Below are 24072 nucleotides of genomic sequence, written 5' to 3'. Positions count from 1 at the left end.
TGCCGCACAGCGTTCGACGCGCCGGGAGGCCTGAGCCATGGGCACCGACGCGGCACGGGCGCGGATCACTGCGCTGGACACGTACGACATCAGGTTCCCCACCTCGCGCGAGCTCGACGGCTCGGACGCGATGAACCCGGATCCGGACTACTCGGCGGCCTACGTCGTGCTCCGCACTGATGCCGGCGACGGCCTCGAGGGGCACGGGTTCACCTTCACCATCGGCCGGGGCAACGACGTCCAGGTCGCCGCGATCGAGGCGCTGCGCGAGCACGTCGTCGGACGTCCGGTCGCCGCGCTCTGCGCGAACCCCGCGGACCTCAGCCGCGACCTGATCGGCGACAGCCAGCTGCGCTGGCTCGGACCCGAGAAGGGCGTGATGCACATGGCGATCGGCGCCGTCGTCAACGCCGCCTGGGACCTCGCGGCCAAGCGCGAGGGGCTCCCGCTGTGGCAGCTGCTCGCCGAAGCCGAGCCCGAGTGGCTCGCCGCCCAGATCGACTACCGCTACATCAGCGACGCGCTCACCTACGACGAAGCGGTGAACCTGCTCCGGTGGGGCAAGGAGGGCGCGCCGCAGCGTGCCGCGGCGCTGCGTGAGCGCGGATATCCGGCGTACACCACCTCGCCCGGCTGGCTCGGCTACGGCGATGAGAAGCTGGAGCGTCTCGCGAAGCAAGCCGTGGCCGACGGGTTCACCCAGATCAAGCTGAAGGTCGGCGCAGACCTCGACGACGACGTCCGGCGCATGCGCGTGGCCCGCGCGGCCGTCGGGCCGGAGATCCGCATCGCCGTCGACGCGAACCAGCGCTGGAGCGTCGGCGAGGCGATCGAGTGGGTCAAGGCGCTGGCGGAGTTCGACCCCTACTGGATCGAAGAGCCCACCAGCCCCGACGACATCCTCGGCCACGCGGCCGTCCGCCGCGGAGTGGCCCCGGTCAAGGTGGCCACCGGCGAGCACGTGCAGAACCGGGTGATCTTCAAGCAGCTGATCCAGGCCGAGGCGATCGACGTCCTGCAGCTCGACGCCGCGCGCGTCGGCGGCGTCAACGAGAACCTCGCGATCCTGCTGCTCGCGGCCAAGCACGGCATCCCGGTCTGCCCGCACGCGGGCGGCGTCGGCCTGTGCGAGCTGGTGCAGCACCTGTCCATGTTCGACTACGTCGCGCTCTCGCACACCGTGCAGGACCGCGCCATCGAGTACGTCGACCACCTGCACGAGCACTTCCTCGACCCGGTCGTCATCGAGCGCGGACACTACGCGGCGCCGCGGATCCCGGGGTTCTCAGCGCAGATGCTCGCCGAATCGGTGGAGCGGTACGTCTATCCGCACGGCACGTTCTGGGCGGCCGAAGCCGCCGAAGCGGCAGCAGCCGAAGCCGCCGGGGCCGTGACGGAATGAGCGAGCCGACCGGACTGCGCGCCGGCGCGGCCGGGGACGAGTCGGCCCGGGTCCGCGCGGATCCGCCGATGAGAACCCGCCGCCTCGGCCGCAGCGCGGTCCACGTCACCGGACTCTCCTTCGGTGCCGCGGGAATCGGCAACCTCTTCGCCCCGGTCACCGACCAGGCCGCCGAGGGCGCGATCGCGGCGGCGTGGGAGGCCGGGATCCGCAGCTTCGACACGGCGCCGCACTACGGGCTGGGCCTGTCGGAGAGGCGGCTCGGCCGGGCGCTGAGCCGCCACCCGAGGGACTACTACACGCTCTCCACCAAGGTCGGGCGCGTCCTCGAACGCGTACAGCACCCGGACGGGGACGACCTGGCCAACGGCTTCGCCGTCCCGGTCACGCACCGGCGTCGTTGGGACTTCTCGGCCGACGGCGTCGTCCGCTCCCTGGCCGACTCGCTGCGCCGGCTCGGACTCGACCGCATCGACGTCGTCTACCTGCACGACCCCGACGAGCACGCCGTCCAAGCACTCGACGAGGCCTATCCCGCGCTTGAGAAACTCCGAGCCGAAGGCGTGATCGGCGCGATCGGCATCGGCATGAACCAGGCCGCGCTCCCGGCCCGGTTCGTGCGCGAGACCGATATCGACGTCGTCCTGCTCGCCGGCCGCTACACCCTGCTCGACCAGTCCGGCCTCGACGAATTGCTGCCCGCCGCGTTGGAACGCGGCGTGTCCGTCGTCGTCGGCGGCGCGTTCAACTCCGGGATCCTCGCCGACCCGCACCGCGCCGCGACCTACGACTACGGCGCCGTACCCAAGGACGTGCTGACCCGCGCCCTGCGCATGCAGGTCGTGTGCGAGAAGCACGGGTCCACGCTGCGCGCGGCGGCCCTGCAGTTCCCGGCCGGACATAGCGCCGTCAGCAGTGTCCTGATCGGCGCGCGCAGCGCCGGCGAAGTACGCGACGCGGTGCAGCAGGCCGCGGCGGTGGTCCCGCCGCAGGCATGGCATGAGCTGCGGGCCGCTGGACTGCTGCCCGAAACCGTACCGGTGCCCGAATCGAGGGGGAGCGCTTCGCGATGCGCATAGCCCTGTTCATCACCTGCCTCGCGGACACCCTGTACCCGCAGACGGGCAAGGCCGTCGTGCGCCTGCTCGAACGGCTCGGCCACGCGAGGACGTCCCCGTTCCGCGCGAGTACCGGCGTGCCGAGCACGGCTCCGGCGCGCACGCGATCGAACTGTTCGCTGACCGCGCGGCCGACTACCGCGCCCAGGTGCAGCGCGTCGCCTCGCACGAGGTGGCCGCGACGGTGACCGCGCTGCTCACGGCGCGAGGGATCTCCGCCGTCGGCGTGCCGCCGGGCTTTCCGGAGCGGTATCTCCCCGATCCCCTTGCGGACACGGCGGTCTGGGACGAGCCCGCGCTGTCTGCGCGCAGCCTCCAGGCCCTGCAAGGCGTACTCTCCACCTGCGCCCTCGCGATCGCCGAGACCGGGACCATCGTCCTCGACGGCAGCGCGAGCCAGGGTCGCAGAGGCCTGACCCTCCTGCCGGACTACCACCTCTGCCTGGTCCCGGCCGAGCGCATCGTCGCGACGGTCCCCGACGCGATCGCCCGGCTCGACCCGCGCGCGCCGCTGACGATGATCTCCGGACCCTCGGCCACCAGCGACATCGAGAACACCAGGGTCGAGGGCGTACACGGCCCGCGCACCCTGCACATCGTCGTCATCGAACCCGACGAGGACACGGAGCGAGCGTGAAGCCAAATCTGTGCGGACCCGGCTGTGAACTCCCCTCGTCGTCCCTCTCTCCGTTTCGCCCTCAGGAGTCGCTTCGCCATGGTCAAATACGTCTTCGATTTCACCGAAGGTCATAAGGACCTCAAGGATCTGCTCGGCGGGAAGGGGGCGAACCTCGCCGAGATGACCAATCTCGGCCTGCCGGTGCCCCCCGGCTTCACCATCAGCACCGATGCCTGCCGGGCCTACCTGGCCGAGGGGCACGCGCCGGACGGCCTCGACGCGCAGGTCGGCGACTACCTCGCCGCCCTCGAGACCCGGATGGGCCGCAAGCTCGGCGACCCGGAGGACCCGCTGCTGGTCTCGGTGCGCTCCGGCGCGAAGTTCTCCATGCCGGGGATGATGGAGACGGTGCTCAACATCGGCCTTTCGGATGCGTCGGTCTCGGGCCTGGCGCAGGTGGCCGGCGACGCGAGGTTCGCGTGGGACTCGTACCGACGGCTGATCCAGATGTTCGGCAAGACCGTGCTGAGCATCGACGGCGAGCACTTCGAGCAGGCGCTGGAGACCGCCAAGCGCGCCAGGGGCTTGACAGCAGACACGGGGTTGGACGCCGCCGATCTCGCGATACTCGTGGACTCCTACAAGGCGATCGTGCGGGAGCAGGCGGGACGAGAGTTTCCGCAGGACGCGCGGGAGCAGATGGACCTGGCGATAAGGGCCGTGTTCGAGTCCTGGAACACCGAGCGGGCGATGCTCTACCGGCGTCAGGAGCGCATCCCGCACGATCTGGGCACCGCGGTGAACGTGTGCGCGATGGTGTTCGGCAACCTCGGTCCCCATTCGGGTACCGGAGTGGCCTTCACCCGCGATCCGGCCACCGGGCACTCCGGCGTGTACGGCGACTACCTGGCGAACGCGCAGGGGGAGGACGTGGTCGCGGGCATCCGCAACACCCTGTCTCTGACCGAGCTCGAAAATCTGGATAAGACCAGCTACGACGAGCTCATGCGGATCATGAGCGTGCTCGAGAGCCACTACCGGGATCTGTGCGATATCGAGTTCACCATCGAGCGCGGCAAGCTGTGGATGCTGCAGACGCGGGTGGGCAAGCGCACGGCGGCCGCGGCGTTCCTGATCGCCTCGAACCTCGTGGACGAGGAGGTGATCACGCCGGACGAGGCGCTCGAGCGCGTGAACGGCAATCAGCTCGCGCAGCTGATGTTCCCTCAGTTCGACCTGTCGGGCACCCCACTGTCACATTCAACCCGGAGAATCGCGACGGGCATGAACGCCTCGCCCGGTGCCGCTGTGGGGCGGGCCGTGTTCGACTCGTACACCGCGATCAAGTGGTCCCGGTCTGGTGAGCGCGTGATCCTGATCCGGCGGGAGACCAACCCGGACGACCTCGGCGGCATGATCGCCGCGCAGGGCATTCTCACCTCACGTGGCGGCAAGACCTCGCACGCGGCTGTGGTCGCGCGCGGCATGGGCAAGACCTGCGTGTGCGGCGCCGAGGAACTCGACGTCGACACGAAGGCGCGCCGCCTGACCGCACCCAGCGGCTTGGTGATCGAGGAAGGCGGCCTGATCTCGATCGACGGTTCGTCCGGCGCGATCTACGCCGGCGAGGTGCCGGTCATGCCCTCTCCGGTCGTCGAGTACTTCGAAGGACGGCTCGGTCCGGATTCCGCCCACGCGGACGAGTTGGTTCGCGCCGTGCACCGGATCATGACGTGGGCGGACGAGAAGCGCGCGCTGTACGTGCGCGCGAACGCCGACACCCCAGACGACGCGGCCCGCGCGAGGCGATTCGGCGCGCAGGGCATTGGCCTGTGCCGCACCGAGCACATGTTCCTCGGCGAACGCCGCACCTTGGTTGAGCGCCTGATCCTGGCCGAGGATGAGGCCGAGCGGCGCAAGGTCCTCGCTGAGCTGTTGCCGATGCAGCGCGACGACTTCGTCGGCATCCTCACGGCGATGGGTGGGCTGCCGGTGACGGTGCGCCTGCTCGACCCGCCGCTGCACGAGTTCCTTCCGGATCTGACGGAACTCTCGGTGCGCGTCGCTGTCGCCGAAGCACGCGGGGAAGACAGCGAAGCGGACCTACGTCTGCTGCAAGCGGTGCATAAGCTTCACGAACAGAATCCGATGCTCGGCCTGCGCGGCGTGCGGCTCGGCCTGGTCGTGCCGGGGCTGTTCATCATGCAGGTGCGCGCCATCGCCGAGGCCGCAGCGCAGGTGGCCAAGGCCGGCGGTGTCGCCCGCGTCGAGATCATGGTCCCGCTCGTCGGCGCCGTCCAGGAACTCGAGATCATCCGGGATGAGGCCCGCTCGGTGCTCGACGAGGTCACCGAGACCACCGGCGCCGACATCCGCGCCCTGATCGGCACGATGATCGAACTGCCGCGCGCCGCCCTGACCGCAGGCCAGATCGCCGAAGCCGCCGAGTTCTTCTCCTTCGGCACCAACGACCTGACCCAGACCACCTGGGGCTTCTCCCGCGACGACGTCGAAGCAGCCTTCTTCTCCGCCTACCTCGACCGCGGCATCTTCGGCGTCAGCCCGTTCGAGACCCTCGACCGCGACGGCGTCGGACGGCTCGTCTCCGTCGCCGCCGAAGAAGGCCGCAAAGCCCGTCCTGCCCTCAAGCTCGGCGTGTGCGGCGAACACGGCGGCGACCCCGACTCCGTCCACTTCTTCCACGACGTCGGACTCGACTACGTCTCCTGCTCCCCGTTCCGCGTCCCGGTCGCACGGCTCGAAGCAGCCCGCGCCGCAGTGCGAAACCCGCGCGCGTAAGCGAAATGGATCCGACCCGCGTGACAGCAGCGCGGGTCGGATCCGGTCATACGGGGAGTTCGGGCGCAGGGTCGGTCAGCCGGTGGAGTCGCGGCTGCCGTCTGTTCCCGTGGCCAGCTCGCGCAGGGTCCGGCCGGACAGGATCTGGAGATGGTCGATGCGCACGCCGAGCGCGCTCGACGCTCTGGCGCGCAACTCCATGGCCAGCAGCGAATCCATGCCCAGCTCGGCGAGCGGGCGGTCGCGCTCGACGCGGTCCGCCGGAAGCCCCAGGATGTCCGCCGCGATGACGGTGAGGCGCTGTTCGAGCTCTGCCGCCGTCAGCCGGGGCCTCGAGCTGTCCGCGAGGGCATGATCCCCCTGCCCCAGCCGCAGGCCGGGAGCCTGCCTCGGCCCAGACCCGGAAGAAGAAGATGCCGGCCTCGGCCCCGGCCGCTGCGTCTGCCTGGCCGCCCTCAGCTCCGTCTCGATCGTCGAGGCACCGGGGACGCGCTTGGCGGCTCCCACACCCGCGAAGGCCCTGCGGCGGGCTCGGGTCACCGGGCGCTTCGCCTTCTGCCCCTGCGAGTCCCGCGGCATGAGGTGGCCGGGCAGGTTCGGCTTGGCGTCGGCCACCGTGAACCTCGAAGCCTGCCACGGGTAGAGCGGCGGGGCGAGGAAGTCGCCTTCCCCGTTGACCGCGGCCCAGTCCGGGTCCACGCCGACCGCGTAGGCGCGGCCGAGGGAATTGAGCGCGCCGCGGAGGCCGGGCTCGGACCTCAGCAGAGCGCCGACCACGGCTGCGCGCGCGTCGGCTTCGTCGATGCACTCCTGGACGGCGGGCACGAGCGCGCCGGTCGGAGACAGCTCGATGAACACCGTCGGCACACCGTCGGTCAGCAGCGTCTTGAGCGTCTCGGCGAACTGCACGCTCTCCCGGAGATTGCGCACCCAGTACTCGGCGTCCATCTCGGTGCCGGTCAAGGTGGCCGGCGGCTGGCCGGCCGGGCGCACCGTCGAGGCGATGGGGAAGCGGCCGGCCATCGGACGTATCCCGGAAAGGCAGGAGCGCAGGTCATCGAGCACCGGGTCCATGGCCGCGCTGTGCGACGCCACGTCCGCGTTCACCCGCCGGTGCCTGATGCCGCCCTCGTCGAGCGCGTGCTCCGCCTCGGCGAGGGCGGCGATGCTGCCGGCCAGCACGGTCGAGGCGGGGCTGTTGCTTGCGGCGATGGTGAGCCCCGGGCCGTGGCCGGCGATGAAGCGCTCTGCCTCCTGCGCGCCGAGCCGGACCGCGAGCAGGCCTCCGCTCCGCGCCGTACGCATCATCAGTGAGCTGCGACGGCAGATGACCGCCGCGGCGTCCGCCACCGACAGCGCGCCGGCGATGGTCGCCGCGGCCACCTCGCCCATGCTGTGGCCGACGACGACGTCCGGCTCCACGCCCCACTGCTGCCACATCGAGGCGAGCGCGCATTCGACCGCCCAGAGCGCGGGCTGCGCCATGGCCACGTCGGTGAACGGGTCGCCCGAGCGCAGGAGCTCCGCGACCGACCAGCCGCGCTCCTGCTGCACCGCCTTGTCGTAGATCTCCAGGGCGCTCGCGAACAGCGGGGATTCGCGCATCAGTTCGGCTGCCATGCCCGCGCGCTGCGCGCCGTGCCCGGGGAAGACGAACACCACCCGCGGATTCGGGAACGCGGCGGTCGGAGCCAGACCGGCCAGCCCCTCCAGCAGCTCGCTCTCGTTCGCGCCCACGACCGCGGCGCGATGACGGCGGTGGTCGCGGCGCTCGCCGGCGGTATAGCTGATGTCTGCTATACGCTCGGCCGCCTCCGGGCGGCTCAACTGCCGGGCGTAGCCCTGCGCGAGTTCGTCGAGCGCGGCCGGGACGTGCGCGGACAGCGGGAGCAGGCAGAGATCGGCCGGCCGTCGGGTGCGCGCGGCCTCGGCCGGCACCGGGTCGGGGGCGGCCCCCAGCAGCACGTGCACGTTCGAACCGCTGATGCCGAAGGCGCTGGCCCCGGCGATCGGCCGCTTGTCGGCCGGCCAGTCGGTGGGCTGCCGCGCGAGCTGCAGGCCGCTGTGCTCCCAGTCCACCGCGGAGGTGGGGCTGCGCACGTGCAGCGTGGCCGGGATCCGCTTGTGCCGCAGGGAGAGGGCCACTTTGATCAGCCCCGCGAGTCCCGCCGTCGCCTCGGTGTGCCCGATATTGGTCTTCACCGAACCGACCAGCAGCGGGTCCCTCGTCCCGCGCACGGCGCCGTACTCGGCGGCCAGCGCCGCCAGCTCGGTCTGGTCTCCGGTGGGGGTGCCCGCTCCGTGCGCCTCCACGTAATCCAACTCGCGCGGGTCCACGCCGGCCGACTCGCAGGCGGCGCGCAGCATGTACGAGCGCCCGGTCACGCTCGGCGAGACGAAGGAACTCGTCCACGCACCCTCGTGCGTGGCCGCGCCGCCGAGGATCACCGCGTAGATCCGGTCTCCGTCGGCCTGGGCCTGCGTCAGCGGCTTCAGGACCACGCAGGCCACGCCGTCGCTGCGCACGAACCCGTCCGCGCCCTCGTCGCCGAAGCGGCAGCGGCTGCTCGCGGAGAGCAGGTTGCCCTGCGACATCACCACGCCGTCCTCGACGGCGGTGATCAGGTTGACGGCCCCGACGATGGCCGCGTCGATGTCGCCGAGGCGCAGCGCCTGACAGGCGAGATGGACGGCCAGCAGGGAGGAGGAACAGGTGGCGTCGACCGCGACGGCGGGGCCGTGCAGGTCGCGGGTGTGCGCGATCCGGGCCGGCAGGTTGCCCCGGCCGATCGCCCCGGTCATCGTGTGCAGGTCCCAGACCCCGGCCCGGTAAAGGTCGTCCCAGTAGTGCGAGGTCAGTTGGACGGTGAAGACGCCGGTGCGCCCGGCCGAGAGCTTGCGGGCGGGGATGCCGGAATCCTCCACGGCCTCCGCGGCGGTCTGCAACATCAGGCGGTGCTGCGGATCGAGCCTGCTGGCTTCGAACGGGGAGATGCCGAAGTACTCCGCGTCGAACAGTTCGTACCCTTCGATGAAGCTGCCGGCGGCGCTGCTGAGCAGTCGCCTGCCTCCCCGGGTGCGGGCTTTGAGGTATCTCTCCGCGTCGAACCGGCCGTCCTGAGGCGCCGGCCGCACCAGATCGCGGCCCTCGAGCAGGGCCTCCCATAACTCGTCGGGGCCGCGCAGCGTGCCGAAACGGCAGCCGATGCCGACGACGGCCACGTCGTCGCCCCGCACCGAATTCTCACCCGTGTACCTGTGTGCGTATTGTGCCCGTACGGTCATGGTTCCCCCTGAATTAGCCCCTGGTGACAGATAAGATGCCATTATGTTGTCTTGCCCGAGTGTGATACTCCCAGGGGCGGGAGTTTGCCGCAACGGACATCTAACGTAGTGCGCCCGTCGACCGTGGCGGGTCCGGAGTGAACCTAGTGACGGGTGCGCGGCGGTCGGGCGCGGCGAGACGGCCGTAGTCCGGTGAGCCGGATTCCGGCCGACGGCACGGCTTCAGCGGGATCCGCGCCCCCGCGCTCCCGGCGTTCTCCTGCGCCTATAAAAATCAGAAAGCTGATATCATCTCGGTGGATCCGAGCCCGGATCAGATTCGAACTTCCTGTTTCATCTGGATATGAATGACCACCCCGAGACGGTCCGCGCCGCCGATGGTGAGCACCATCATCTGGAAATCACCGACGCCGTGCACGGGGTGGTTCAGCCGGCGTACCCGGCTGGAGATGTCCGAGACCTCGTGCAGATCCCACAGTTCCCGTACGTCCGGCTCGGCCCGGCTCATCCGCGCCAGGAATTCCGCCACCCGCGGGTCGTCCGGACTGGTGGCGATCCCCGCGCGGTACCGGCTGAGCACGTCGCGCACCTCGCCGCGCCAGTCCGCGAAGCGCTCGCGGGCCTCGGGATCGTAGACGGTCCACAGGATCGCGTTGCGCTCGTCCGGCGGCCTGGCCGTGAAATCGGTGAGCCACTGGGCGCAGGCGCGGTTGCACACCACCACGTCCCCGAAGGGGTCCGCGGCGTAGGCCGGGTCCGGCTCGAGCCGCTCCACGAGCGCGGTGACCAGCGCCAGCGCCTCGCCGGAGGGCGGCTGGTCGCGGTACGGCGCGCGGCCGAGCGCGAGTAGCTGCAGGTAGCGGTGCTCGAAGTCGTTGAGGTCGAGCGCGGCGGCGATGGAGCCGAGCACGGCCACCGAGGGCTCGATGTTGCGCCCCTGCTCCAGGTTGGCGTACCAGGAGGGGCTGATGTTGGCGAGCAGGGCCACCTCCTCGCGGCGCAGCCCGGGGGTGCGCCGGCGCTCCCCGACCGGCATCCCCTTCGACGCGGGGTCGACCGTGGCACGGCGCGCGCGCAGGAAATCGCCGAGCGCCTCGAGTTGCGGCTTCTTCGCTGTCACCGGCGGACCCGCAGCCCGACCTGCGCCGGTCGGCATTTTCGGCGCATCGGCACGCCTCCCTCGTCCTCGGTCCGGGCGCGCGTGCGGCAGCGCCGGGTCCCGGTCAGGATCCGCCGAGCCCGCTCAACCCCGCCGACGCCGCCCCGGCCCCGTCGGTCGCGCGATTCCGTCGTCGTTTCCTTATATACCACATCCCTAATACCGGAGGGTTCGTCAGACCGCACACCGGAGCGGGCACCGGCGCGCGAAGCAAGGACTCCGAGTACTCCCATTAGGGCTGGCTGGTTCGACCGATACGGCGGAGTCACGATGGAGATGTCCGCCGGTTCTTTCGAACCACACGGAGGGGAGCGCGTTGTGAACGCTCGGGACATCATGACCCCGATCCATCCGACCCAGGAAGAAGAGCTCAAGCGGTTCTGCAGCACCCTGTTCGCCGATTTCTCGAGGTCCGATCAGCGGACCTGGGGTGAACTGTATTTACGGGGGCTGCTTCAAGTTCCCGGCCGCAAGAGCGTGGTAGCCATTTCGGAGCATTGCGCGGGCGCGTCGACCGTCCAGCGGCTCCAGCAGTTCCTGAACCAGAGCCCGTGGGACCACGTCCCGGTCCGGCAGTACCTGGCCCAGCTGTTCAGCAAGACGCAGCAGCTGCTGGCCTGGTCGGTCGACGAGGTCGTCTTCCCCAAGCACGGACAGGTCTCGGTCGGCGTGGCCTCGCAGTACAGCCCCAGCCTCAGCCAGGTGCTCAACTGCCAGATCGCCCTGTCCCTGAACGTGGTGTCCGAGGACTCCTCACTGCCGATCAACTGGCGGCTGGTGCTGCCGCCGCACTGGGGCACGGACGAGGAGCTGCGGCGCAAGGCGCACCTGCCGTCGAGCGTGCGGCCGAGTTCCCGCTCCCAGCTCACCCTCGAGCAGCTCGACGAGGTGAGCGAGGACTGGGGTCTGCCGACCCTCCCGGTGCTCGCGGACTTGCAGCACGACCCGAACCCGGAGGCGCTGCTGCAGGCCCTGGAGGCGCGCGGGCTCGGCTATCTGTGCCAGGTCTCGCCGGCCTATCCGGTGCACGGCACCGGACGGGACCCGCAACGGCGCGAGCCGAGGGCGCTGCAGATGGTGCTCGCCGCGGCCGAGCGCAACGCCCGCACCACCGTCTCCTGGTCCGATCCCAAGGACGGGATGCGCCGCCAGTCCCAGTTCATGGTCCTCTCGCTGGCCCAGCGGCCGCGCGCGCTGTCCGGCGGTCCCGGCCTCGCGCGCCCGTCCAACGAGAGCCACCGGGTCCTGCTGAGCCAGTGGCCGATCGGCCGGAGCCGGCCGGTGCGCTACTGGATCTCGAACCTGGAGTGCAACTCCTGGAACGAGCCGATCTCGCTGTGGCGGGCTCGTTCCCGGGCCGCGTCGACGCTCAACGCGATGCGCGCCGAGGGCGGCCTCGCGGACTTCGAGGGCCGCTCCTACCGGGGCTGGCACCACCACGTGACGCTCGCCTCCGCGGCGCAGGGCTTTCGCACCCTGTATTCCGCGGCCGCCGAGCCCTTGCTCGTGCGCTGAGCCGCCTTCAGGTGCCTGCGGCCGCCGGCGTCGTCGGCCGTTCGCACCGTCGTCACCAGTCCACCACGATCGCCGTGTCGCGGGCGAAGCCCTCGAACGCCGCGGCGGAGATGTCGTAGTCCGACACCTCGTCCTCCGAGTCGTCGTGCTCGTCCTGGTCTCCCGGTTCGCACGTGCTGATCAGGCAGGTCTCGGCGCGGGCGTGTGAGACCAGCCAGGCCGCGCGCTCGCGGCTGGGCGTGTGCAGCGCGAGCCGCACGAGGCCGTCCAGGCCGGTCAGGCCGACCAGCGCCTCGGCGGGGGTGTCGAAGGGCTCGACGAGCGCGTACGGCGCGGCGGACTCGTGCTCGCAGGCCGGCCCCGAGTTCAGCGGGGCTCCGGTGATCAGGGTGGGCCGGACGTACAGGCTGTCCGTCTCGCCGCCGAGCACGATCTTGGCCCCCCGCTCCTCGAGCCGGCCGAGGAAGCCGCGGAAGTCCGTCAGACAGCGCTGGTGCGGGAGCGGGCCGAGCCGCGTGTCCGCCAGCGTCGGGTCCCCCGGCAGCAGCTCCTCCAGCCGCTCCTGCAGCTGCGCGAGGAAGCTGCGGTAGACCGGGCGGTGCACCAGGATCCGCACCCCCATCCCGCGTGCCTCGAGCCGGCCGGTCAGCATCGAGCGGACGGCCAGCCGGGTCGCGCTGTCCAGGCAGGTGTCCGCGAAGACCACGTGCGCGGTGGTGCCGTTGGCCTTCAGCCGCACCGGAGTCAGCGTCCGCATACACGCCGCCCCGACCACGCGGGCGCCCGCCCGGCTGCCGGTGTAGGCGACCATGTCGATGGCCGGGTGGGCGGCGAGGGCGAGGCCGAGGCGCGGGTCGGAGCCGGTGACGAGGTTGAGCACCCCGGCGGGCAGCCCGGCCTGCCGGGCCAGCTCGGCGAGGCGCACGGCGGAGAGCGCCGCGTGCGCGGAGGGCTTGAACACGACGGTGTTGCCGAGCGCCAGCGCCGGGGCGAGCGCGTCGATCATCATGGCCACCGGATGCTGGACCGCGCCGAACGCGGCCACCACGCCGCGGGCCGCGCTCAGGTCGTACCGCGTGCTGGTGAGCGCCGCGGGCAGCCGCCGCGAGGTCGAGCTGCGCGCGGCGAGGCCGGCGCAGTAGCGCAGCGCGCTCACCGCGCAGGGCACGTCGCGCTCGAGGCTGAAGCCGACCGGCTTGCCCATCTCCCGCGCCTGGAGGAGGGCCAGCTGCTCCAGGTCCGCCTCGACCAGATCGGCGAACTCGTTGACCACCAACGAGCGCTCGTAGTCGGAGAGGGTGGACCAGGAGCCGTTGCGGGCGGCGTCGACCGCCGCCGCGACCGCGTCATCGAGGTCTGACGCACTGGCCTGGGCGAACGCGCCGGTCACCGAGCCGTCCACCGGCGAGACGAGCTCCTGCGCGCTTCCGTCCGAGGCGGAGCGCCAAGCGCTTCCGATCAGCAGCGTGGCATCCGACGCCGTCGTCACCTGCTTGCTCCTGCCACCCGCATTCCCATGTCTATAGCCAAGTACTTCGGCCCCCGGGTTTCAATGCGCGGTGCGTACTACGTCAGGTCCGGGGAATCGTTCATCACCATACGGTAGACCCTGTACCTCTCCGCGGCACGCGCGCTCCGGAAGTGGCGCGTGCCGCGGAGAGGTACAGGGTCAGGCGGTGCGGAGCTGGAACCCGGTCGCGGTCAGCCGGGCGCCCGCGGGCACCCCGCGGCCGGCGTGCACGGTGAGCCGGGGGAAGACCTCCACGCCGGTGAGCCGGACGCCCGCCTCCACCCGCGCCTCGTCGCCGAGCACGCAGTGGCCGTCCAGCACGGTCCGCGCGCCGCGTTCCGAGCCCACCGAGGCGCTGGTGCCGAGGACCGTGTCGACCACCTGCGCCCAGGGGCCGACGATCGCGTGGTCCCCGCAGGCCACGCCGCGCATCCAGACCCCTTCGCCGAGGTCCACGTTGTCGCCGACGTCGCAGTCCTCGAGGTCGACGCCGAGGCCGATCTCCACGTCCCGCCCGATCCGCACGCGGGGGCCGATGCGCACCAGCCCCTCCTCCACCATGGCCTCCAGGGTCAGCCCGGTGGCCGGGTCGATCTTCTTCAGGGTACTGGGATGCACCCGGGAGCCGCCCGGCGTGTTCACCGGCGGTTCGATCAGCTCGTCGAGGGTCGGGTACCCGCCGGCGAGCAGGGTGCGCATGGTGGCGAGATAGTCGCGGGAGTTGCCGAGGTCGCCGAAGCTGCCGATGGAGAACGCCTGCACGCGGTGGCCGTGGGCGACGAGGTAGGGCACCAGCTGGCCGCCCCAGTCGAGCTCCTCGGCCGCCAGTGCGCGCAGTTCCGGCTCCCGCGCCGCCGCCCGCAGCCGGACGCAGTCGATCATGTAGATGCCCGCGCTGGTGTGCAGCGGGCCGCCCTGGGCGAGGCGCCGGGCCTCGTCCAGCGGGGGCTTCTCGGCGAAGCTCTCGATGCGTCCGTCCCCGTCCGGCACCAGCACCCCGTACTTGCCCGCGGCCTCGGCCGCGCTGCGCGGCACGGTGCCCACGGTGACGGTGGCGCCGGACTCCAGGTGCCGCGCGAGCATCGGGGCGAGATCGAAGTCGAAGACCGAGTCGGTCGGGAAGACCACCGCGGTGCCCTCGAGGCTCCAGTGCTCGAGGCACCGCAGCGTGGCCTCGCCGGACCCGGTGTTGTAGCGGTCGAAGCGGGCGCGGGAGTAGCGCACCTCGATGCCGAGGCGGCGCCCGTCGCGCAGGATCTCCTGGATCTGGGTGCGGTTCTCCCGGCCGTTGGCCAGCACGTAGTAGTCGGTGACGCCCTGGTTGCGCAGGAACCGCACCACCCACTCCACCAGCGGCTTGCCCAGCAGGCTGATGGCCGCTTTGCTGCGCATGTAGTCGGCGGAGATCAGGGTCAGCGGGAGCGCGCGGATGCCGCGGCCGCCGGCCAGCGCGATCGCGTGGACGGGCGCGGAGAGCCGGGCGGTCATCGATCGGCCCCCGCGAGGGCGTCGGCGAGGTCCCGGTAGCGCGCGGTGAGCCGGTGCTCCGGGTAGGCCTCGACGAACAGCGAGCGGCCGGAGACCTCGGCCACCGCGGGCGCGGCGGGCAGCACGGCGACCACCGGCATCTCGTAGGCCCGGGCGAACTCCTCGGTCGGCACCCGGTCGTCCGGGCCGGCCGCGGAGAGCGCGAGCAGCGTCCTGGCCCGGCTGAGCCGGCGCACCATGCCCGCCGCCGTGGGGGCGCTGACCAGGTCCACCTGGTCGGCCCGGGCGAGGGTGAGCACCGTCTCGCTCGCGGCGAGGGCGACGGCGGTCTCGTTGGTCATGCCGGCGCTGGTGTCCAGGAACAGCCAGTCGAGCGCCAGGCTCTCGGAGAGCTCCTTGAAGGCCTCGCCGAGCAGCCCGACGTCATAGCCCTGCGACTGGATGCCCTCGATCTTGTCGGGCCGGTTGCAGGCGGGCAGCGCGAACAGGGTGCCCTCGCCGGCCGTCGGCTCGGCCTCCCGCAGCGGGACCGCCTGGACCACGTCGCCGAGGGTGCAGCGGCCGAGCAGGTAGTCGGTGAACGAGATCCAGTCGGGCAGGTCGTTGATGCCGAAGAGCGTGTGCAGCGCGGGGTACTGCAGCGCGGTGTCCACGACGGCGACGCGCGCGCCGTCCGCCGCCAGCAGCCGGGCCACGTTGACCGCCGTGGTGGACCGGCCGGTGCCGCCGCGGTACGAGAAGAGGCTCACGATGTGTGTCATGTCTGCCGACCATTCCTATCAGTAGGCTGATTTTCCCGGTCGCGGCGGAGCACCAGCATGGTGATGTCGTCGTACTGCTCGCCGGCCGCGGAGTGGTGCTCGATGGCGGCCATGATGCGGCCGGTCAGCTCCTGGGCGCGTTCGCAGGGCACGGTGGCGAGGCCGGTCAGGCGCTCGTCGCCGAAGAACTCGCCGCTGCTCGCCCGGCTCTCGGTGACCCCGTCGGTGAAGGCCAGCAGGAACTCGCCCGGCTCGATCCGGATCCGGCCCACCTCGAAGCCCGGGTCGGGCAGCACCCCGACGGCCGGGCCGGTGGGTTCGAGCTCGGCCCGCAGGGCGCCGTCCTCGGCGAACAGCAGCGGCGGATTGTGTCCGCCGTTGATGTAGCTGAGCACTCCGGTCTCGGGGTCGAGGATGCCGAAGAAGAGGGTGGCGAAGTAGCCCTGCCGGTGGTGCACCTGGGTGAGGTAGCGGTTGGTGCTGGTGACGGCGTGCAGCAGCGGGGTCTCGCCCACCGTGGGCAGCCGCCCGCTGTGCGGGTCCCAGCCGAGGGTGCCCAGCGGGCGCAGCCCGCTGTTCTGCGCGGTGTGCCGGAGCATGGTGCGGATCAGCGCCATGAACAGCGCCGCGCCCACGCCCTTGTCGCACACGTCCGCGACGATCAGCGCCGTGCGCCGGCTGCCCGGCAGTTCGAAGACGTCGTAGAAGTCCCCCGCCACCTCCCGCGCGGGTCGGAACTCGACTTCGATCTCCCAGCCGGGAAGGACCGGCAGCTGCTCCGGCAGGAACCCGGCCTGGATCTGGCGGCCGATCAGCAGTTCCCGTCCCACGTCCGCGAACCGGTCGAGGTCCTCGGCCGTCCGGCCCTGAAAGGCGCCGATGTCACTCATGGATGGTCAGTCCTCCCCGGGGCGCCACCGCACGGTCAGGGTGCTGTGGTTCTCCCCGTTCCGGCGTTCGTAGCGGTACTCGTCCACACTGGCCAGCGCCAGATGGATGCCGAGTCCGCCGATGGCCCGCTGCTCCACCGGCAGGTGCAGGTCGGCCGGGGACGGGGCCTGGGACGGATCGAAGGCGAGAGCCGAGTCGCGCAGCAGGATGCAGGCGTTGCCGCGTCCGTCGCCGCCGCCGGCGAGCACCAGCCAACCGCAGTTGTTGCCGTATCCGTGCAGGATCGAGTTCGCGGCCAGCTCCTCCACCGCGAGCCGCAGCCGCAGCCGCGCGCAGTTGCCGAGGCCGGCCCGGTACGCGACGCTGCGCACGTAGTCGGCGACGGCGTCGAGCGTGTCGAGCGAGGCGCGCACGTGCAGGACACCGAGCTGCCACGGGCCGTCCGGTGCCGTCTCGGCGCGGGGCTCGAACTCGTCCTCGGCGGTGAGCGGCTGGAAGACCGTCGCACTAGACATCGGCCAGCTCCGTCACGTCGATGCCGCGGTCCACGCCGGCCATCCTGATGGTGCGCGCCACGGCGGGCCGGGCCCCGGCCAGCGCCAGGGTCACCCCTTCGTGGATGGTCTGCCGGGCGAAGATCAGACAGCGCAGCCCGGCGCTCGAGATGTATTCGAGCTCGTGCAGGGAGATCACCAGCCGGCGCACGGCGACCGCGGCCGCCTGCTCGATGCTGCGCTGGAACTCGGGGGCGGTCAGCGCGTCGAGCTCGCCGGTCAGGCGGAGGGTCGCGACGTCGCCGGTGACGGTGAGGGCGGAGGCGAAGGACATGGTTGCCTCAACTCCTTAAGGTAGTCGGATCTCGGCTGATCAGCACCACGGCGCCGTGTCCGGCGAGCCGGTAGCGCCGCGGATGTTCGAGGGGCGGCTCCTGGCCGAGCGGATGGGAGTCCTCGGGCGGTTCGGCGCCGGAATCGGCGGCGAGCGCCCAGACGGTCCCGGCCGGCGGCTCGGGAAGCTCGAGGTCCAGCGGCCGGTCGTGCGCGCTCATCGCTGTGTAGACGCTCGCTTCGCCGCCGGGCGCGTGCGAGCCGCAGCGCATCAGGGCCAGGACCCGGTCGTGGTGGCGCCAGCTCGGCCGCCACGCGCTGACACCGTGCCAGCTCAGCTCGACGCGGCTGCCGCCCTGATGGTCCGGGCCGGCCGGGTGCTCGGCGCCGCGCAGCACCGGGTGCGCCCGGCGCAGGGCGATCAGGTTCGAGGTGAAGCGCAACAGCTCGGCGTTGCGCTCGACCAGCCGCCAGTCGAACCAGGTCGTCTCGTCGTCGTGGCAGTACGCGTTGTTGTTCCCGTGCTGCGTGCGCCCGACCTCGTCCCCGGCGGTCAGCATCGGGATCCCGTTGCTGGTCAACAGGATCGTGAGCGCGGTCTTGATCCGGACCCGGCGCAGCCGCTCGACCTCGGGGTCCTCGGCCGGACCCTCCGCGCCGGAGTTCCAGCTCAGGTTGTCCGACTCGCCGTCGCGGCCGTCCTCGCCGTTGTCCGCGTTGCGCTTGTGCTCGTAGGAGACGAGGTCGTAGAGGGTGAACCCGTCGTGCGCGGTGATGAAGTTGACCGAGGCGGTGGCGCCGCGGCCGGAGTAGAGGTCGGCCGAGCCGGTCACCCGGGCGGCGAGCTCCCCGGTCGCGCCGTGCTCGCCGCGCAGGAACCGCCGCACGCAGTCCCGGTAGCGGCCGTTCCACTCCGACCAGCGGCCGTAGGCCGGGAAGCTGCCCACCTGGTAGAGCCCGGCGGCGTCCCAGGCCTCCGCGACGAGCTTGGTGCGGCGCAGGACCGGATCGTGCGCGAGCGCCTCGAGCAGCGGCGGATTGGCCAGCACGGAGCCGTCCTGGCCGCGGCCGAGGATCGAGGCGAGGTCGAAGCGGAAGCCGTCGACGTGGTACTCGGAGACCCAGTACCGCAGGCAGTCGACGACCAGGTCGCGCACGACCGGATGGTTGCAGTTGACGGTGTTCCCGGCGCCGCTGAAGTTGAGGTAGCCGCCGTCCGGGGCGAGCATGTAATAGGTCTGGTTGCCCAGGCCGCGCAGCGACAGGGTGGGGCCGAGCTCGTTGCCCTCCGAGGTGTGGTTGAAGACCACGTCGAGCAGGATCTCGATGCCGTTGGCGTGCAGCTCCTTGACCATGGACTTGAACTCGTCCGCCTGCATCCCGTAGACGCCGGTGGCGGCGTATCCCGCCTTGGGCGCGAAGAAACCGACGGTGTTGTAACCCCAGTAGTTCAGCAGCGGACGCCCGTCGCCGCCGTGCCGCGGATTGTCGGTCTCGTCGAACTCGAACACCGGCAGCAGCTCCACGCAGTTGACCCCGAGCCCGGCCAGGTACGGGATCTTCTCCCGCAGGCCGGCGTAGGTCCCGGGCGCGTCCACGCCCGCTTCCGGGTGCCGGGTGAAGCCGCGTACGTGCATCTCGTAGACGATCAGGTCCTCGGCGGGTATCGCGGGGAAGTGCTCCGCCTCGCCCCAGTCGAAGTCGTCGAGCAGCACCCGGGACCGGTAGGGCGAGGGCCGGGCGCGGTCGCGCGGCGCCGCCCACTGCTCGCCGCCGCCGATCAGCCGCGCGTAGGGGTCCATGAGCACGGCGGACGGATCGAAGCGGTCGGCCCGCTCCGGCTGCCGCGGCCCGGTGACCCGGTATCCGTATTCGAAGCCCTCGAGGTCGAGGCCGAACACGGTCATGGCGAAGACGGCGCCGATCCGGAAGCGGTCCGGGATCGGCAGTTCCACCTGCGGCTCGGACGCTCCGGTCTCGAACAGCACCAGGCTCACCGCCTCGGCGCGGTCCGCGTAGAGGGCGAAGTTGACCCCGCCCGGCACGACGGTCGCGCCGAGCGGCTCCACCCGCCCCGGCCGCACCGGATAGCCGCCGATGTGCTCGGTCGGATAGGCGTCGATGCGGCCGGAGAGCAGTGCTCCGGGTCCGAGTTCATAGGTCACGGGGTCTCCTCGGCCTCGGTGAACAGCTCGAGAAAGCCCACGGCCCGCATCATGAAGCGCAGCCGCGGGCTGAGGCCGGCCAGCAGCACCTTCACCCCGGCCGCCTCCGCGCGCCGGTGCAGCAGCACCAGCACCCGAAGGCCCGCGCTGGAGAGGTAGGAGACTCCGGAGACCTCGACGGTCAGCGTGTGGTGGCCGTCCACCTGGGCGAGCACCCACTCTCCGATCTCGCGCGCGTTGGCGCTGGTGATCTCGCCGTCGAGGTACGCGACGGCGGCGCCGTCCCGCTCCTCGACGGCGACAGAACCGAGTCCGGCCTTCATCGCTCGCCGCTCCGCCGCTCGCCGGCCGCGGTGCCCACCGGGTCGATGCGGACCTTGACCTTGACCCGGCCGGGCACGTCGGGCAGGTGCACCGTCAACGCCTGCGCGTCGAAGTCCGTGTGCTCGCGCCCGTCCACGGTGACGTGGCCTATCCGCACCCGGCCGGCCGGCAGCAGGTCGGGGGAGACCCGCAGCACGCGCCCGGGCAGGGCGGCGGCCTCCGGCTTGAAGTGCAGGGTCATGGGTTTGCCGGCGATGAGCAGGTTGTTGTAGACCGCGGCCAGGTAACACAGCTCGGCCGAGTGGTACATGCTCATCGAGTGGCTGCCCTTGAGCCGCTCGGTGCCGAGCAGATAGGGCAGTCCGGCCGCGGCCACGTTGAAGTAGACCCCGCCCTCGTCGTGGTCGAGGAAGAAGGCGTTGTAGAAGCTCTGCGCGCGGCGCGCCTCGGCCAGGAACCGGGGTTCGCCGGTCGTGCCGTGCATGATCAGGTAGGCCAGGATCGCCTGCTCCTGCTGCCACCAGGCCTTGCGGTCGTGCCAGGCGAAGCGGTGCCGGCGCTCCCCGGGCCGCCGCTGCCGCTCGACGACGTCGTACCAGCCGCCGCGCTGCCGGTCCGATCCGAGCTCGGGCATGGTGTGGCCGATGCGCTCGGCCAGTTCCGCGTAGTCCCGCTTCGGCCGGAGCGCGCCGACCCGGGTGAGGTTCCAGGCGATCTTCAGGTTGTGCCCGACCACCGCCCGGTCGCGCTGCCAGGACTGTCCGGCGTCCGGCGTCCAGTCGGCGTGGAAGCGTTCCTGGACGAAGGCGCTGCCGGCGTCGGGGAAGCGGGCGGCGACGGTGTCCTGGGTGTCCTCCAGCATCGCGGCCAGCCGCGGATCGCCGGTGGCCAGGTAATAGTTGATCAGGTAGGCGGGGGCGTGGTCTCCGACCGAGTTCCAGTTCTTGCGCGACGCGTTCTCGCCCAGCGAGGAGTGGTCGGGGCGCAGCAGGATCGGATCGACGTGCGAGAAGTAGCCGCCGTGCACCGGGTCGGCGAAGAAGCGCTCGAACAGGCGCAGCGTGGCCTCGACGTCGGAGCGGATGCGCCGGTCGCCGGTGATCCGGTAGGTCTGCACCGGGCCGGCCAGGGCGTATATCTGCTCGTACATCGGCACGGCGCGGTAGTCGTCGGCGAACTCCGAGGTCAGCAGCTGCCGTTCGGCGGCCCCGTCGACCCGGATGCCGTGGAACCAGTAGACGACGTCCTCGTCGGTGTCCACGAAGCGCATGTGGTCGCGCAGGTACGCGGTGCCCTTCTCGGCCACCTCAAGGTATTCGTCCTTGCCTGTCAGCAGATAGGCGGTGGCCATGCCGTAGACGAGCCGTGAGATGGTGTCGGTCTCCTGGACGTGGCTGGCGCCCTTGTCGCCGCCGAGCCGGATGGCGGTGCGGTAGTCGCGGAAGTCGATCGGCCCGTCGCCGAACTGCGCCCGGCGGTAGAACCGTGCGATGGCCTCGAGCTGCCGCACCCACCAGTCGGGCTCTTCGAACCGGTACTCCTCGGCCTCCGTGCCCGGCAGCAGGATGTCCTTGGCGTCGAAGCGCGTTCCCTCGTCTTCCGGGTAGAACAGGCCGTGCACGAGCGCCGGCCGCCCGGGTCGGAGCAACCGGTCGAGCGGGGTGGTCAGGTCGCGCTCCGGCTCGTCCAGATTGCGCAGCAGTCTGGCCCGCGGCTCCGAGTCGAGCCGCACGGCGTACTCGCGGCCCTCCGAGGTGGTGAGGGTGAAGGTCTCCGCGTCGCGGTCGTAGCGGCCCACCGACCCGGTGATCAGATCGGAGTACGGGGTGACGCCGCCCCGGTCGACCGGGGTCGGGTCGAGCGGCCGCGCGGGGAGCGCAGCGGGCGCGGCGGTGACGGACGGAGCGACGACGGCCGCCGCCGGAGCGGCCGGCTCCGGTCGGAAGAGGCGATCCTCCACCATGGTGATCACCGTGTGCGCGAAGGCGGCGCAGTCGTCCCCGGTCCGCGCCGTCACCAGATCGCCGTCGACCACGACGTCCTGGTCGACGTAGTTCGCGCCCATGTTGCGCACGTCGCCGATCAGGTTGTTGTGGCAGACCACCTTCCGGCCCCGCACCAGGTAGGGCGCGGAGGAGAGCAGCCACAGGCCGTGGCAGATCACGCCCTTGACGAGGCCGGGGCGGGCGAAGGCGCGGCGCAGCAGGTCCGCGGCGGGGGAGAGCTCGTCGACGTCCTCGGTGTAGCGCAGGCGGTCGGCCACCATGCCGGCCGGCACGATCAGGGCGTGGTAGCCGTCGAGCTCCGCGTCGGAGATCTGCTCCACCGAGCCGGTCACCGTGAACGGCGCCTGGAACTCGTGGCCGTGGAAGGTCAGGCTGCGCTGCCCCCACAGCCGGGAGAGGAAGCGCACTTCGGCGCCCTCCTCGGCGAACCTGCGCTGGTAGTAGAAGATCTCCGGCTCGTAGAAGTCGCTTTCCATCAGGACGCCGATACGCGCCCCGGACAGCCTCGCGCTCATCGCGCACCGCCCTCCCCGACGGGTTCGGTCAGCAGGTCGACCAGGAACGGCCGGTCGTCCGCGAACATCCGCTCGACCGCGGGCGCGATGTCCTCGCGCCGGCGCACCACCGCCGCGGACACGCCCTGCGCCTCGGCCAGGCCGAGGAAGTCGATCGGCGGCGCGGACAGGTCGAAGGCCTCCGGGGCGGGCCGCGGGCCGAGGTCAAGCCCGGCCCGGTACTGCTCGAGGTTGTAGTCGAGCAGCCGGTACCTGCTGTTGTTGCAGACCACGAACTTGGCGCCGATGCGGTAGCGCGCGGCCGCGGACAGCGCCTGGATCGTGTACATCACGCCGCCGTCCCCGGTCACCCCGAGGACGGTCTTGCCGGGATGGGCCAGCTTGATCCCCAGGGCGCCGGGCACGCCGACGCCGAGCGAGCCGCCGCGGGTCTGGAACCAGTGCCGCGCCAGGTTCGGCGGCGGCAGGTGCCGGCCCAGCGAGTCCGAGGCGGTCAACGCCTCGTCGAAGAGCATCAGATCGGGCGGCGCGGCCTGGGCGACGGCGGCGAAGAACCGGTCGGCCAGGGTGTCCGGCACCCGCGTCGCGGCCTGCGCGGCGGCCTGCTCGCGGGCCGCCTCGAGGCGCTCCGCGGCCAGGTACCGCTCGGACGGCCCGAGCTTGCGCTCCAGCTCCGCGGCGAGCGCGTCCAGGCCCGCCGCCGGGTCCCCGACCAGTCCGAGCGAGACCGGGTGGTTCTTCGCGATCTGCAGCGCGTCGGCGTCCAGGTGCACGATCGGCGTGCCGGGGGCGAACGGGGACTCCAGCAACGGGAAGACGTCGGGGAACAGGTAGGTGCCGACGACGAGCACCGCGTCCGCGCCGGCCAGCTTCTGCGCGCCCGCCTCGCCGAACATGTGGCCGAGCTGCCCGCGGTAGAGCGGGTGGCGGCCCGGCATGTTCAGCTCGCCGGAGTCCACCCCCCACACCGGGGCGCCCCACAGCTCGGCGACCCGGGCCACCTGCTGCTGCGCTTCGGCCGCGGCCACGCCGTCGCCGATCAGGATCACCGGCCGCCGGGCCGCGGACAGCAGCCTTGTCGCCTCCGCGAGCAGGTGCGGCGCGGGGACGGACTCGGTGTGCGGGAACACCGTGGGCACGACCGCCTCGGTGTTGTCGGCGTCCAGCACGTCGGCCGGAAGCGCGACGAAGACCGGTCCGCGCGGCGGGGTCATCGCGATCCGCACCGCGCGGCGCAGGACTCTGAGAACCGAGCCGGGGTCGGTGACCCGCACGGCGTACTTGGTCACCGGCTCGGCCATGGCCACCAGATCCACCGCCATCTGCGCGTCCAGCGCCTCGTAGCGCACGCCGGCGTCGCCGGCCACCACCACGAGCGGGCTGTGCCCGCGCAGCGCCTGGTAGAGCATCCCGACGCCGTTGCCGAGCCCCACCCCGGTGTGCAGTTGGACCAGGGCCGGGCCGCCCGTGGCCCGGGCGTAGCCGTCGGCCATGGCGACGCACACGGTCTCCTGCAGACCGAGGACGTAGTGCAGATCCGGATAGTCGCCGAGCACGTCGAGCAGGCCCTGCTCGACCGTGCCCGGGTTGCCGAACATGTGAGTGAAGCCGTCGGCGAGCAACTGCTCGACCACGGCGCGGTTCCCTGAGACGGCCATTGCTACTCTCCTACCAATCCGCGGTGGTGA

At 71.6% G+C, this 24072-nt stretch carries 17 protein-coding genes and 1 pseudogene; 6 read left to right on the top strand and 12 right to left on the bottom strand.

Annotation, left to right across the window (positions count from 1 at the left end):
• Positions 1-37 precede the first annotated feature (37 nt).
• From ACTRO_RS18890 to ppdK, 5 genes and pseudogenes are all read left to right on the top strand, one after another.
• A complete protein-coding gene (locus tag ACTRO_RS18890; RefSeq protein ID WP_034264776.1) occupies positions 38-1402 on the top strand; it encodes an enolase C-terminal domain-like protein in 1365 nt (454 codons plus the stop codon).
• Positions 1403-1470: 68 nt separating this feature from the next.
• Positions 1471-2481, top strand: a complete 1011-nt coding sequence (locus ACTRO_RS18885) for an aldo/keto reductase (RefSeq protein ID WP_034275553.1) — start codon at positions 1471-1473, stop codon at positions 2479-2481.
• Positions 2472-2564, top strand: a pseudogene (locus tag ACTRO_RS51045) ((Fe-S)-binding protein); the annotation flags it as partial. The gene ACTRO_RS18885 and the pseudogene ACTRO_RS51045, both read left to right, overlap by 10 nt.
• A 104-nt stretch (positions 2565-2668) precedes the next feature.
• Positions 2669-3157, top strand: coding sequence for a LutC/YkgG family protein (locus ACTRO_RS48995; protein WP_211244333.1), 489 nt, complete (start codon positions 2669-2671; stop codon positions 3155-3157).
• A 78-nt stretch (positions 3158-3235) separates the two neighbouring features.
• A complete protein-coding gene (gene ppdK, locus ACTRO_RS18875) occupies positions 3236-5938 on the top strand; it encodes a pyruvate, phosphate dikinase (RefSeq protein WP_034264771.1) in 2703 nt (900 codons plus the stop codon).
• A gap of 75 nt (positions 5939-6013) precedes the next feature.
• Here the strand turns inward: ppdK and ACTRO_RS18870 are convergent, their stop codons facing one another.
• Entirely contained in the window at positions 6014-9175 is a 3162-nt protein-coding gene (locus ACTRO_RS18870) for a type I polyketide synthase (protein WP_051451048.1), read from the bottom strand.
• Between the two features lie 361 nt (positions 9176-9536).
• Entirely contained in the window at positions 9537-10343 is an 807-nt protein-coding gene (locus ACTRO_RS18865) for a helix-turn-helix domain-containing protein (protein ID WP_063628257.1), read from the bottom strand.
• Positions 10344-10700: 357 nt separating this feature from the next.
• Between ACTRO_RS18865 and ACTRO_RS18860 the strand changes: the two genes are divergently transcribed.
• Positions 10701-11897, top strand: coding sequence for an IS701 family transposase (locus ACTRO_RS18860; protein ID WP_169739922.1), 1197 nt, complete (start codon positions 10701-10703; stop codon positions 11895-11897).
• 52 nt (positions 11898-11949) lie between these two features.
• Here the strand turns inward: ACTRO_RS18860 and ACTRO_RS18855 are convergent, their stop codons facing one another.
• The 10 genes from ACTRO_RS18855 to ACTRO_RS18810 form a co-directional block, all read right to left on the bottom strand.
• On the bottom strand, positions 11950-13386 hold the full coding sequence (locus tag ACTRO_RS18855; protein ID WP_051451045.1) for an aldehyde dehydrogenase family protein: 1437 nt from the start codon (positions 13384-13386) through the stop codon (positions 11950-11952).
• Between the two features lie 180 nt (positions 13387-13566).
• Complete coding sequence (locus ACTRO_RS18850; protein WP_034264767.1) at positions 13567-14895, bottom strand: nucleotidyltransferase family protein; 1329 nt, start codon at positions 14893-14895, stop codon at positions 13567-13569.
• Positions 14892-15656: a MinD/ParA family ATP-binding protein gene (locus ACTRO_RS18845; RefSeq protein ID WP_034264764.1), complete on the bottom strand. Its 765-nt coding sequence runs from the start codon at positions 15654-15656 to the stop codon at positions 14892-14894. The genes ACTRO_RS18850 and ACTRO_RS18845 overlap by 4 nt, the downstream gene beginning before the upstream one ends.
• Positions 15653-16546: a PP2C family protein-serine/threonine phosphatase gene (locus tag ACTRO_RS18840; RefSeq protein ID WP_051451044.1), complete on the bottom strand. Its 894-nt coding sequence runs from the start codon at positions 16544-16546 to the stop codon at positions 15653-15655. The genes ACTRO_RS18845 and ACTRO_RS18840 overlap by 4 nt, the downstream gene beginning before the upstream one ends.
• A gap of 6 nt (positions 16547-16552) precedes the next feature.
• On the bottom strand, positions 16553-17062 hold the full coding sequence (locus ACTRO_RS18835) for an ATP-binding protein (protein ID WP_051451043.1): 510 nt from the start codon (positions 17060-17062) through the stop codon (positions 16553-16555).
• Positions 17055-17375, bottom strand: coding sequence for an STAS domain-containing protein (locus ACTRO_RS18830; RefSeq protein WP_034264761.1), 321 nt, complete (start codon positions 17373-17375; stop codon positions 17055-17057). The genes ACTRO_RS18835 and ACTRO_RS18830 overlap by 8 nt, the downstream gene beginning before the upstream one ends.
• A gap of 7 nt (positions 17376-17382) precedes the next feature.
• On the bottom strand, positions 17383-19539 hold the full coding sequence (gene glgX / locus ACTRO_RS18825) for a glycogen debranching protein GlgX (RefSeq protein ID WP_211244332.1): 2157 nt from the start codon (positions 19537-19539) through the stop codon (positions 17383-17385).
• Positions 19536-19862, bottom strand: coding sequence for an STAS domain-containing protein (locus tag ACTRO_RS18820; RefSeq protein WP_034264757.1), 327 nt, complete (start codon positions 19860-19862; stop codon positions 19536-19538). The genes glgX and ACTRO_RS18820 overlap by 4 nt, the downstream gene beginning before the upstream one ends.
• Positions 19859-22384: an AGE family epimerase/isomerase gene (locus ACTRO_RS18815; RefSeq protein WP_084316376.1), complete on the bottom strand. Its 2526-nt coding sequence runs from the start codon at positions 22382-22384 to the stop codon at positions 19859-19861. Before ACTRO_RS18815 ends, ACTRO_RS18820 begins: the two co-directional genes overlap by 4 nt.
• On the bottom strand, positions 22381-24042 hold the full coding sequence (locus ACTRO_RS18810; RefSeq protein ID WP_034264753.1) for a thiamine pyrophosphate-binding protein: 1662 nt from the start codon (positions 24040-24042) through the stop codon (positions 22381-22383). The genes ACTRO_RS18815 and ACTRO_RS18810 overlap by 4 nt, the downstream gene beginning before the upstream one ends.
• Positions 24043-24072 lie beyond the last annotated feature (30 nt).

Source organism: Actinospica robiniae DSM 44927, from assembly GCF_000504285.1.
Taxonomy (GTDB): domain Bacteria; phylum Actinomycetota; class Actinomycetes; order Streptomycetales; family Catenulisporaceae; genus Actinospica; species Actinospica robiniae.
This window is presented reverse-complemented; position numbering and strand designations above follow the sequence as displayed.